8 protein-coding genes and 1 riboswitch are annotated in these 13052 nt (G+C 47.1%); of the genes, 3 read left to right on the top strand and 5 right to left on the bottom strand.

Annotation, left to right across the window (positions count from 1 at the left end; genetic code table 11):
• Positions 1–114: 114 nt before the first annotated feature.
• Positions 115–1551 carry an aspartate ammonia-lyase gene (gene aspA / locus AC1HDP_RS10660; RefSeq protein WP_479638750.1) on the bottom strand — a complete coding sequence of 479 codons (1437 nt, stop codon included), beginning with the start codon at positions 1549–1551 and terminating at the stop codon, positions 115–117.
• 953 nt (positions 1552–2504) lie between these two features.
• Between aspA and AC1HDP_RS10655 the strand changes: the two genes are divergently transcribed.
• On the top strand, positions 2505–3662 hold the full coding sequence (locus AC1HDP_RS10655) for a TDT family transporter (protein ID WP_479638749.1): 1158 nt from the start codon (positions 2505–2507) through the stop codon (positions 3660–3662).
• Positions 3663–3668: 6 nt separating this feature from the next.
• On the opposite strand, the gene AC1HDP_RS10650 is transcribed toward AC1HDP_RS10655, so the two are convergent.
• From AC1HDP_RS10650 to AC1HDP_RS10640, 3 genes are read right to left on the bottom strand one after another with little or no spacing between them, the layout of a single operon-like run.
• On the bottom strand, positions 3669–4808 hold the full coding sequence (locus AC1HDP_RS10650; protein ID WP_479638748.1) for a lipocalin-like domain-containing protein: 1140 nt from the start codon (positions 4806–4808) through the stop codon (positions 3669–3671).
• Entirely contained in the window at positions 4808–7480 is a 2673-nt protein-coding gene (locus tag AC1HDP_RS10645) for an ABC transporter permease (protein WP_479638747.1), read from the bottom strand. The genes AC1HDP_RS10650 and AC1HDP_RS10645 overlap by 1 nt, the downstream gene beginning before the upstream one ends.
• 3 nt (positions 7481–7483) lie before the next feature.
• Positions 7484–8260 (bottom strand): ABC transporter ATP-binding protein, encoded by a 777-nt coding sequence (locus AC1HDP_RS10640; protein WP_479638746.1) that lies wholly within the window; start codon positions 8258–8260, stop codon positions 7484–7486.
• Between the two features lie 283 nt (positions 8261–8543).
• Positions 8544–8687, top strand: a riboswitch (glycine riboswitch).
• A gap of 147 nt (positions 8688–8834) precedes the next feature.
• Here AC1HDP_RS10640 and AC1HDP_RS10635 point away from each other — a divergent pair.
• Positions 8835–10190: an alanine/glycine:cation symporter family protein gene (locus AC1HDP_RS10635; protein ID WP_479638745.1), complete on the top strand. Its 1356-nt coding sequence runs from the start codon at positions 8835–8837 to the stop codon at positions 10188–10190.
• A gap of 37 nt (positions 10191–10227) precedes the next feature.
• Complete coding sequence (locus AC1HDP_RS10630) at positions 10228–11943, top strand: response regulator (protein WP_479638744.1); 1716 nt, start codon at positions 10228–10230, stop codon at positions 11941–11943.
• Between the two features lie 143 nt (positions 11944–12086).
• Here AC1HDP_RS10630 and ygfZ read toward each other — a convergent pair whose 3' ends face one another.
• Positions 12087–13043: a tRNA-modifying protein YgfZ gene (gene ygfZ, locus AC1HDP_RS10625; RefSeq protein ID WP_479638743.1), complete on the bottom strand. Its 957-nt coding sequence runs from the start codon at positions 13041–13043 to the stop codon at positions 12087–12089.
• Between the last annotated feature and the right edge of the window lie 9 nt (positions 13044–13052).

The following is a 13052-nucleotide window of genomic DNA, read 5'->3' as shown; positions in this document are numbered from 1 at the left end:
TTTTGTTGTTTTTATCCTTGAGCAGTTTCGAATGCCTGCTAAGGTCCCTCTGGTTTGTTCATCCGTTGCTTTAAGTGGTGGGCTGAGAGTTATCTCAGCCCGAGTCATCAAGAGTTACGCTTTGCTTAACTTGCGCTTGGCCTGATATTTAGGGTTCATGAGGTTTTCAACTGACAAAATCTCATCAAGTTCTTCGGCGGTTAATAGGCCGCGCTCTAGTACGACTTCACGCACATTCTTGCCGGTTTGAGCGCAAATCTTGCCAATAATGTCGCCTTCATGGTGACCTAAAATTGGGTTCAGATAAGTTACAATGCCGATAGAGTTCATCACATGGCTCATGCAGATTTCTGGATTAGCGGTAATGCCAGATACGCATTTCTCGCGCAGCGACACACATGCATTGCCCAGTAAACTTAACGACTCAAACATGGCCTGACCAATCACAGGCTCCATCACGTTAAGCTGTAATTGACCGGCTTCTGCCGCCATAGTGATAGTGATGTCATTGCCAACAATCTTAAAGGCCACTTGATTGACAACCTCAGGGATCACAGGGTTAACCTTGGCTGGCATGATGGATGAACCGGCTTGCAGTTCTGGCAGATTAATCTCTTTAAGGCCGGTGCGTGGACCAGATGACAGTAAGCGTAAGTCGTTACAAATCTTCGACATTTTAACTGCCATGCGCTTAATGGCACTGTGCAGCATGACGTAAGCGCCGCAATCTGAGGTCGCTTCAATTAAGTCATCGGCAGGCACATAAGCGCGGCCAGTGATTTCAGCCAGACGCTTAATAGCTAAGCTTGAGTAGCCTAATGGCGTGTTAAGACCTGTACCAATTGCGGTTGCGCCTAAGTTCACTTCCAATAACAAGCCTTGGCACAGCTTGATAGACTTAATTTCTTCGCGCAGAGTCACGGCAAAGGCATGGAACTCTTGGCCTAAGGTCATAGGCACAGCATCTTGCAGCTGGGTGCGGCCCATCTTTAATACAGTTTTGAATTCTTTGGCTTTAGCATCGAAGGCATCGATGAGATCAGATAAAGTTTCAAGCAACAGATCGGTACTATTGATGACGGCAATACGGAAACCCGTTGGGTAAGCGTCGTTGGTAGACTGGCTCTTATTGACATGATCGTTAGGGTTAATCACATCGTAACGGCCTTTTTCAAGACCCATGAGTTCAAGCGCTACGTTGGCAACCACTTCATTGGTGTTCATATTGACTGAAGTACCAGCGCCGCCTTGATAAACATCGACAGGGAATTGATCAATAAATTTGCCAGTCGTTAAAATTAAATCGCATGCCGCAATAATCTTATCGGCAACTTCTTGGCTTATTGCGCCTAATTCACTATTGGCCATGGCGGCCGCTTTTTTAGTGATAACCATACCGCGGACTAATTCAGGAACATCCGAAATTTTTTGATGACTGAGCTTAAAGTTCTCGATGGCACGCAGGGTGTGAATGCCGTAATAACACTGATTGGATACTTCTTTGGTGCCCAATAAGTCTTCTTCTAACCGTACGCTATTAGTATCTTTCATTTCAATCCTATTAAATCAGGTTAATAGTAAAATGCTTATCCGAATATTGAGTGTCGGGAAGTGTTACTTAATTCAGATCAACACTTAAATTACTCATCGAATTTATGAAGGAGGAGTGTCTCCTTAGCAACGCAAAACAAGCTTACCTTGATTGGAATAACAGAATGTCGAGCATGATCACTTAACTAAGCTTAATTGGTTATTTGTTGTATTTGTTAGATAAAGCTCGCAACTTCGCGGCTAATGTGAGCCGTTACTTAATAATGACTAATCCTTAAGTGATAGTGCTATCTATTGCCTGAAAAATGGTTTAATCCGCGTGTTAAGGCTAATTTCACCGAATATCTAGGCGATTATTTACGGTTTCAGTTATTTTTTCATTAAATTTAAGTCACCTTCAGTACTTCTCATTCGTTAATTTAGCGTTATCCTCTTAAATTGTGTGCCTTAAGTATCATTAGTTAGCATAATTAACTGCTAAGGCGTTCTGTTTTAAAAAATAATTTATGACAATAAGTGACAGCAAAAAATGGCTAATTAAAATAAATTGCCAATGCGTAAATTAGTAGTGACTTATGTTTGGCACTCTATTAATGGTTAAATTATGGTTTATACCGCAATGGCATAAAGTTAATTTGAAAAAGGTATTAATAAAGGCGCTGCAAATTAATTGAGTTAGCTAATGCTAATTGTTGAAAGTGATAGTTTATTTGGTGCAGACTGCATTTTATTCATTATGATAAGTTTTATTTATGAGTTTTTTATATTTAATGCAATCAACTTCCGTGAGTGACTCATTAACCTCAAAGTCAACATTGGTATTTTAAGCAATTAGCCGCCGGCTTTTAATCCAAGCCATCAATCTTGGACTCGCAGTTATGCGCTGGCATTTAAGTCTTGGCCATCTACAGTTTAACTAACCAAAAACTTAGTACTAATTCGCTGAGATATTTATGCCAACTCCTGACATTGCTCAGTACAGCAAAGAAATCGGGCCTAACTGGTTTGCCTCTGTCATGGGCACAGGCATCATTGCCAATGCCGCAGTGGGATTACCGCTATTTGGTGAAAGACTCCAAGGTTTTGCCTTAGTGGTATGGATAATCGCCGCGCTAATGTTAGTGCTATTACTTGTGCTTAAAGTGACTCAAGCCATAGCTCGCCCCCATGTATTGCGTCGCCAATTTAATGATGGCGTGATGGCGCAGTTTTTTGGCGCGCCGCCTATGGCGATGTTAACTGTGGCTGGCGGCGCTGTGCTGGTGGGGCATCACGTGTTGCCACCAAATATCGCTATTAATATTGCCTGGGTGCTATGGTCACTTGGCACTATCACAGGCGTGCTGACCGCGATTGTCATCCCTTATTTGCACTTTACCCGTTATGAAATGCAACAGGATGCGGCCTTTGGCGGCTGGTTAATGCCTGTGGTCCCGCCTATGGTGTCGGCCACGATTGGCGCCTTGTTAATTCCCCATGCGAGTAGTTTAGCGTTGCAGCAAAGCTTGCTCTATGGCTGCTACGCCTTGTTTGGCTTAAGTTTGCTGGCATCCCTTATTATTATCACCTTAATTTGGAGCCGCTTAGCTCACTCAGGTTCTTCAGGTAGCGCCCGTGTGCCAACCTTATGGATAGTCTTGGGGCCACTTGGTCAGTCCATCACGGCCATAGGCAGTTTAGGTGTGGTTGCTATGCAGGTCTTACCTGCGCCATTAAGCGTTAGTTTTCATACCATGGCGTTACTCTATGGCGTGCCTGTGTGGGGATTTGCTGTGTTTTGGTCCATGATAGCGGCGCTACTGACGCTGCGGGCAATCTATCGCAACATGCCGTTTGCTTTAACTTGGTGGGCATTTACCTTTCCTGTGGGCACTTGCGTGACGGGAACGACGCAATTGGCGCACTACACTGGCCTTGGTATGTTCACTTGGGGCGCAGTAGCCTTATTTATTGGCTTATTGTGCGCTTGGTTGATTGCCACGCTTGGGACCATTCATGGCTTAAAACACGGTGGGATTTTACTGGTACCGACGGCGGCGCCTGCGGTTAAGGCGCAAAAAACTGCGCCTAAGCCGACTAAATCACTCAGAACACCTAAGTCTAAGTCCTAGCGCCTTTTAATAACCTGTGAGCTCCATATAGCCAACGCCTTGGTGAGTGCCGGTAAGGGTGACCGGTCCTTCCCAATAGCGAATCGATAATGGCATTAAAGCGTCAGGGTTGAGCGCACTGACAGTGACATCAATCTGATGTTTAGCGACTTCGACTTGCCATGCTATGGGGATGGTTTTGCCATCTATGTCATGGGTTTCTAGTGCTGTGACTTTTATGTCACTTGATGCCAAGCTTTCGCCTTGACCGTCGCGGTGCATTAAGCGGCCTGCATAAAAGTTCGCTTGTTCACTGCCATCACCTCGTAGCTGAAATAGCATTAGCGCTGTATCTTGATTTAAGCGCAGTGCAAACCAGTCCCAGCCTTGCTGGCCTTGGGTTAAAAATTGCGAGCTCCACTCTCTATCAAGCCAAGCTTGACCTGTCACTGGCACCACTTTGCCTTCAATAGTCACTTCACCACTAACATCAATAAACGGCTGGCTGTAATAGTGCGAGGCAACAGTGCCATCGTCGCTTTTAATGCTATAGCCATTAGTGCCTTGCAATTGGTAAGGCGCCTGACTGCTTAGTTGCAGTTGATAGCTAAAGGCTTCATCGCGACCATTGAGTGTGGCGGGAAATAAGTCATCGCTAGCGCTTCGCCATTGCCAATCATCAATAAAAACGCGTAGCGGCGAGCTAGCCACCCCAGCTAATTGGGGGTGGCCGCGGGACCAAAGTTCACTGGCAAGATGCTGCTTGTGGGTGGTGACAGCACTATGGGCTAGGTATAGCTGCTCAGTCGCCCAAGCATTGGGGCTGGGAGCATTAACACTTTCGCGCTCTGGTGCTGGGCTTGTGGCCGTCGCGATTCGAAACTGCGTCCATTGTAGCCCCAAGCTTTCACCTTGCTCTGTCGTCAGATTCGCGGTGAGATACCACCACTCAATACGATAATCATTATGGGCTTGATGGTCTTCTGGAAAAATAATAGGAGTTTGCGGCAAGACCTTGGCATAGCTTGCTTCATTTGGGTCGAGAGTCCCTGACCCCATAAACTTACCCATGCTGTTACTTTCTGGGTTACTTATGTCACTTAGATTGTCTATTGGTTCGCAGGCTGTGGTTAACAGTAGCGCGCTAAAGAACAGTCTCTTAAGCATTAGAGCACCTCCTGCTGCAAGCTACTGATTAATGGTCGGCGGGTTTGGCGGATTAACGGAATAGCAACGGCAATGGCGCAGGCCAATAACGCCAGTAGGCTCACCTGCACATAGGCCCACCAATCCCACACCATGACTATGCTCCAGCCAAACGCTTGCAGGGTGACTTTATGTATGAGTAACCAGCCAAAGATGGCGCCTGCCGGTAATGCCAAGAGGCAAGTCATTAATACCATTAACAGCATTTGTATGCTCACCATGGCAAATAGTTGCGGGCGAGGCACACCTAAGGCGTAGAGGCGCGCCAGTGGCGCTTGGCGGTTTTGCATGAGCATCATGCTGGCACTAAAGAGACCAATGGCGGCAACGATTAAGGTCAAGCTGTTAAGCACGACGGTAATAGAAAAAGTGCGTTTAAACAATTTAATCGCTTCGGTTTTTATCTTGCCTTGGCTGTACATCATGGCGCTAGCTATGCCTTGCTGTTGCAACTGTAATTGCAATTGCTCGATATCGCCTTGCCAGTTCACGGCAAAGTTGCGCTGCTTATTGGATAGCCCTGCCTTTTGCCATAGGTCTTCACTTATCATCACTTCGCCTAAGGGTTTGCCATAGTCATAATAAATGGCGCTAACCATTAGTCCTTGTGGGAATAAATGTTCAGTAGCACCCAGTTGCAGGCGATCACCAACCTTGATGTTATGCCTTAATGCCAAAGGCTCGCTTAGCATTAGGCTTTGACCTTGAAGCAGTTCTTGCCAGTGAGTAGCACTCGCCTCCTTGATGGACACCGTGGCCTGCATGGCATCATTATCGCGGGATAGCAGCATGATGCGATGACGCGGCAATGCTAGCGTGGCGCCATTTTTGGCTAATGAGCTTTCGCCTTGAATATCGCTTTGATGAGAGAGGCTTATATGGCTAAAGCCTTCCCATTGAATAGATACGCTATCAATGCCTGGGGTTTGGTGCAGCCACTGCTCAATCTTATCGGTGTCATCAGGGTTAGGGCGTATGTATAAATCCGCATGGAGGCGATTATCCATCCAAGTTTTTAAGGTTTGCTCAAAGCTGTCAACCAAAGTATTCATCGAGATATTAGCGCTTAGCGCCAGTAGCAGCGCCATCATGGCAAGGGCGAGCGGCGCTGTTAGCTCACGGGTTTCGGCCAATAAATACTGAGTGAGTCCCTTGGGCGCAAATTTCTCCAGTACATTGACTAGCCATAACATCAGCTGAGGTAATAGTAAGGGCATAGCTAACGTCAGTACGCCAAGGAGCGCTAAGCTGTAGCGATAATCCGTACTGAAAGGAATGAGCGCAGCTGCGCCAGACATTAAGATGCAAGCCGTTATAAATTGCAGTTTGTGGCTGCGATACTGAATAAGGCTTTGAGTATATTGAGTGCCAGCGCGGGCTAATGATTGTGTTGTGAGCGCGCGGTATAAAGGAATGCAGGCAAGCAGCGCCGCAGCTAAGGTTAGCGCTATGGCTTCACCTAACCAAGCAAGTTGCCAGTAACCTGGCAGCAAACGCGCACCATAAAGTTGCTCTAATGTGATGGCCACCATAGGTTGCAACCATTGGCTCAGCTGCAGCCCTAAAACAAATCCAAGGCTCGCGCCAACGAGCACAAGTAGCAGCAGCTCCAGCAGCAATGCCAGCATTAAGGCGTGGCGCGTGACCCCAGCTTGTAGCAATTTAAGCAATAAGCGCTGGCGCTTCATTAAGCTGTAGCGAATGCCGTTATAAGCAATAAATAAACCGACCACAAATGCCAGCATGGCCATGGCTTGTAAATTAAGGTGAAAACTGGCGGTGAGCTCAGTTAATGCCTCACCTTGGTCGCCCATTTTTAAACTGTTACCTGCACGCAGTAAGCGCTCGACCTGCGCGAGCATTAGCGGGTCGTCAGTCATCACCGCAATATAGCTAAGCCGCCCCGGTAAATTTAATAATTGCTGTGCCACGCCTATATCTAGCAAGATATTGAGGCCAAGTCCCGCGCTGTCAGGCAATGGTTGCAAGCTGATGATTTGGCCTGCCAGCACTAATGAGGCTGAATTATTACTGGTTTTGTTAGTGGTTTGATTGCCAGCAGTACTGTCTCTTGGGGTATCCGCGAGCTTTGCATTTAACCTATCTGCCAGACTTTGGCTAACAATGGCGAGCATTTGCCCTTGCAATAAGCGCCCTAAAGGCAAGTCCGGCATGGCATCTTGCTGTTTATCAATATGGCTGTTGGCTGATGCTGAACTATCTTGGTGGCTAGTTTTTGCGCTTCTTAATAATGCGGTGGCAGCTATGATGTCGCTGCCATTAATTTGCCAGCGTTGCCCTTGATCATCAACAACTTGGCCGTCTAATACTGCAAGCACGGGTAAACCTGCTTGTCGCAACACAAAATATTGCGACTCATCTAAAGTGCCTGTCGAGCTTGGTGGCAAGATATGCGCTGTGGCTTGGCGACTTAAAAGTTCAGTGGCTTCGCTGTAGCTGCGCACCGCATTTTCATTGGTGGCTTTAACACCTATGAGTAAAGTGACAGCTAAAACAATGCCGAGCAGAATTGAGCACGCTTGCAGCGGCTTGTGGCGATAGTGGGCTAGAAACACCTTAAGGCTCATCAAGCTAAGGGTGAGCGACTCTTTCGTGATGAGCATGACGTTCATGATTTAGGCCTTGAGCACTTGAGTCGGGTAGGCGTTAGTCTCTGGGCTTAAGTGCTGCAGTATTTCAACTTGAGGCAATTCAACTTGAGGTAATTCTAGGAGTTTGCCTTCTCTTAATTGCCAATGACGCTGCATAAAGCTGGCGCACTCCATAGAATGCGTCACCATTAAGATGGAGCTGCCAGCTTCTGCGGCTAGTTCTCGCAGTAGCTCAATGACTTGCAGACCTACTTGTCTATCAAGATTACCGGTGGGCTCATCGGCCAGTAACAACTTAGGTTGATGGGCTAGGGCGCGCGCGACGGCAACACGCTGTTGCTGGCCGCCAGACAGTTGCTCTACGCTGCGATGACTAAGATTGGTGAGTTCAAGTTTATTGAGGAGATGATCGCACCAAGGGGTCCATTCTTGACCAAGTAAGTGCAGGGGAAAGGCAATGTTATCTTTGACGTTAAGGGGGGTCAATAAGTTAAATTGCTGAAACACTACGCCAAGGTGGCGGCGGCGAAAATCGCTCCAGCGGGCATCTTTCCAATGCAAGGTGGATTCACCGTCTAAAAACAGCTGACCGCTATCAGCAAATTCAAAGCCAGCCATTAAGTTAAGTAAGGTGCTTTTTCCGCTACCACTGGGGCCAGTAAGCGCCACAGTTTGACCTTGAGCTAAGCTCAAGCTGACATCATTTAAGACGCCATGATAATCCGCACCATCATTAAAGCCCTTACTGACACTATCGACTATCACAAGTTCAGCCACGACCACTTCCTGTGTTGAGAGCATTCACTTATAAGATAACTGAATGATTTTTATGCGCCAACTAATTATTTTGTGATGATTGTTTGATTTTTGATCGGCAGGTTTTGCGCGGCTGCATTCTTGCTTGTCATTAGGGGGCAAACGCGGCACTATTCTCACCTTGTCGCTTAGGCGACTATCCGTTCGGATGAAGGTAGCAGGAGAGTGGGGAATTGACCCCACACCGACGAGGCAACTTCTTGCCACTGCGACAACGCAGCAGGTAAAGAAGCACTCTTTCAGGTGCCGCAAGGCGTGGACTGTTACTGGACGAGCCTCTGGAGAGACTGGCATAGCTTAACGCCAGCGCCGAAGGCGCAAGCTGGAATAAGGTTAACTTATCTTGATGACTATCGAGATGATGTGAGCTTGTTTCAGTGAAACGCTCAGGCAAAAGGACAGAGGAGAGGGTGACTGCTTTGCCTGTTTGCCTAGAGGCTGGACTTTGGTCTTTTGCTCTCGGTCTAAACTGCATCTGCCTATTTGTTGGGCGGATTTGCCAGCCATTTCTTTTCCTCCTCGTTTATTACTTAGGTTGTTTTGTAAACTGAGGATTTGTATGAATTTGCACGATGTTATTGCCCACATTAACGCCCTTGTCTGGGGGCCTGCTACCCTAATTTTACTGGTTGGTACCGGTGTTTACCTGACGTTACGTTTAGGTTTTATGCAGGTATTTCGTTTGCCTATGGCCTTAGGTTTATTGTTTAAACCATCCCAAGGTAAGGGAGATATCAGCCCATTTGCCGCGTTATGCACTGCGTTATCGGCCACCATAGGTACAGGTAATATTGTGGGTGTGGCCACCGCCATTAAAATTGGTGGACCTGGGGCCTTATTTTGGATGTGGTTAGCCGCCTTTTTTGGCATGGCAACCAAGTATGCCGAATGTCTGCTCGCCGTAAAATATCGCACAGTTGATAGCAATGGCCGCATTGCTGGTGGCCCTATGTACTACATAGAAAAAGGACTCGGCCTGCCTTGGCTGGCTAAAACCTTTGCAGTATTTGGGGTTGGGGTCGCCTTTTTTGGTATAGGTACCTTTGCCCAAGTAAATGCCATTAGTGATGCTTTAGATATCGCCTTTAAAATCCCTCATGAAATGACCGCCGTGGTGTTGACCAGTGTGGTGGCCTTAGTGGTGCTTGGGGGTGTGAGCCGCATTTCCGCGGTGGCGCAGCGCTTAGTGCCAGCCATGGCAACAGGCTATTTACTTGCTTGTGGCTGGATTTTGGTGAGCTTTTACGATCAAATTATTCCAGCACTAGAGTTAGTGCTGCACGCGGCATTCACCCCTATGTCAGCTACTGGCGGCTTTTTAGGTGCAGGCGTAGCGCAGGCCATTCAAATTGGTATTGCCCGCGGCGTGTTTTCTAACGAGTCAGGGCTAGGTAGTGCGCCGATTGCAGCGGCTGCGGCCAAAACCAACTCTCCTGCCGAGCAAGGCCTAGTCAGCATGACGGGCACCTTTTTCGATACCATCATTATCTGCACTATGACTGGCTTAGTATTGATTATCACTGGGGTGTGGAATGGCGACGCTTCGGGCGCGGCTATGACTAGCGCTGCATTTGCCACAGGCGGAAATGCAATTATTGGTCAATACTTAGTTACCATAGCCCTAGTGTGTTTTGCTTTTACCACTATTTTGGGCTGGAATTATTATGGTGAGCGCTGCTGGCATTATTTAACTAAAGGTCGTGGAAGCCGAGTCTATCAGCTGATATTTCTGACCTTGATTGCTGGTGGCGCCTTTATCAAATTGGATTTAATTTGGTTACTGGCAGATACAGTCAATGGCTTGATGGCGATACCTAACTTGATTGCCATTATCGGTTTAAGACAAGTTATTTTGGCTGAAACCTATGACTACTTTAAACAATTGAAATCAGCTACTGGATTAGCGGCAAGTTAAGCTTCCTGTGGCGACAATATTGTAATGGAGGACATAATTGCGCCCACTTCCCCCCTCAGCGCCGGTGCCTGCATCGGCCGACAATAGTGCGCCCTTACTGGGCCAAATGCGGTTATGGCTGGCATCACTCAATGACGATTTAAAATCGCCCATGCATACTATCAATGGCATGACGCAGTTGTGCCTGCAAAGCTCGCTTGAACCCCAAAACCGCACCGAATTAGAAGCCATCAATTTAGCCAATCACCAGCTTGAGTGGCAAATTAATAACTTACTTATGCTGGCGGAACTTGATAGTCAAAAATTCACTTTCGACAGCCAAGCCTTGTATATTCTGGGCTTAAAACAAGGGCTAGAAGAACAGTGGCGGTTGTGGGGGCGAGATCTACAACAGTTGATTTTTGATTGGCCGCAATGTGGCAAGATAGTGGCGGATGGCACTAAGTTGCAGCGTTTGCTGAGCTGTTTACTGCATTTTGTGGCTAAGCAAGGCGGGACACCTGTGTGTAGAGCCAGGTCGATGGCGGATATTAATCAAGTCAATTTGCAGGTGGAAATCATTCCAAGCCATTGGGGTGGCAATGGTAATTTAAGTCAGTTAGAAAAAATCTTCGATATGTCATCGGGCCTATCGCTGGCGAAGAAGCTTGCTGGCGTGCTCGGTGGTCAACTGCGATTATTATCTTTTGAGGGCGAATTTGGCTTTCAATTTGAACTTAATTGCGAGCGTCCACGCGACGGTGGTGGCACCGGCATTATCCCTCAAGCCGATCAGGATTTACCTATATTACTGGTTGATGATCACGGTCTTAATCGACAACTCGTCATGGCTATGTTTGAGCGCTTACAACTGCCATTACCGGCGATTGCTGAAAATGGCTTGGAAGCGCTGCAATATTTGGCAGAAAATCGCGTCCAACTGGTGTTAATGGATATTCAAATGCCAGTCATGGATGGAGTAACAGCCTTAAAGCGGCTGCGCGCTCAACCAAAATGGCAACACTTAGCTGTGATTGCGCTTTCTGCTAATCATACCGACAGCCATGTGCAAGGTTACTTAAACATAGGTTTTAATGCCGTGCTGCCTAAGCCATTTGATTTTTGCTACCTAAAGCAAGTGCTGCATCAATTTGGAATAGACTGCGAGGAAGCGCAAAGTATTGCTGACATTGATAAAGGTGTGTGGCCAGCGCACGCCGCGCTGGATTGTCATAAGGCCTTGGCGCGGCTTAATTTTGATGGTGAACTCTACGCCGATTTATTGGTGCGCTTTGCAACCGGACAGCCACAATTATTAACCCAAATCCCAGAAGCTTATGGCGCCGGTGATTGGCAAACCTTAGCGCGTTTGCTACACACGCTTAAAGGTGTGGCCGCAAGCTTAGGCAGCGATCGCTTGTCGCATTTAGCCACTGAAGCGGGCGATATTATTAATCAAGGCAAAGAGTGGTCAAGTGAGTCCATGCTGAGCTTATTAATGGACATTATTATGGCCATTAATTCGTGGCGAGAATTGCAGCATCTCAATGAGCTTGGCGAGTCGATTAGTGATTTGCAGTTGCACCAGTGCCTGCTAAAGCTGCAAGTGTTTTTGCAGCAATCAGACGCCGCCGCAGTCACTTTAGTGACGCAGTTGCAAGCTTGCCGACATGAGCATTTGGCAGATTATCAGTCAGTGTTTGGATTAATCAGTAAGTTTGAATTTGATAAGGCGCTGCAGGAATTGCAACCGCTTATGAGTAAGCCTAAGTAGATGAATACTAAGTGACGCTATGTTTAGCGTCGCCACAAGGCTAATGCCTTGATTGATACATGTTAAATAATTGGGGGCGCTATTTTAGCGCCCCTAACTTTTTTCATTTTAAACTTTTTTCATTTCAAATCATGCGCGCTTACTTATACGCTTTCTTCTAATGAGTATGGCAGAGCTTGCAAGGATAAACGCACATCGGTTTGGGTCGATAGGCGCAGCAAGCTATCCATGGCTGTATCATTCGGCAGAACCGCGCTGCACCAGAAATGACCATCAATGAAGCTTGATTCTATGATGCTACCCACTTTGCGCCAGCTTTCACCCATGTCCATTTCCAGTTCGGCATCGCTTGTTGGCGCTTGCGCTAACTGACCAGTCACTACATAGAGGGCGCGCTTATTACCACCGCGATATTTCATGCGCGCTATGGTTTCTTGCCCCATGTAACAGCCTTTAGTAAAGCTAATACCGTCAATGGCTTGGATGTTGGCCATTTGCGGCACAAATTGCGCACTATGATTAGCGCCAATGTTAGCTATGCCTGCGCTAATTTCTAAGGCTTGCCATAGGCTTGAGTCTTGAATGCTTTGCTCATGACTAATACGCTCGCTTTGCTCTTTAGTGAGCATTAACAAGTAACCGTAATCGCATTTAAGCAGAGTGCTGCCATCGGCTAAATAATTGACTGAGTGCGGCAATTCACCAAAATGCTTGGTAATAAAGGCGTCACTATCGCGGCCAGTCACACCTAAAATCTGCCACTGCTCAGATACATCACTGAGCTCAACCTTGCTAAATACTGCGTACTTTTGCATCTGCGGTAAATCAATGGCTAAGGTATCTTTTGGCATTAATAGCTGCAGGTAATCATCGCGGCCAAACACGCGAAAACTTGCGATCATCTTGCCTTTAGGGTCGCAGTGCGCGCCAAAGCGCCAAGTCTCAGCGTCTAAACGAGTAATATCTGCAGTGACTTGGCCATTTAAAAAAATCCGTGCCTGCTCACCCATAAGCTGTAACACACCAAAGTGAGTCAGCTGACAAATGGCTAGGGTGGGTTGGGATATGGCTAATGGCCAACAATCAGCGACGGTTTTCATGGCAAGTTC

It is taken from the genome of Shewanella sp. ISS20, from assembly GCF_056522965.1.
Note: the sequence above shows the minus strand (reverse complement) of the source record. Positions and strands in the feature narration are given on the sequence as shown.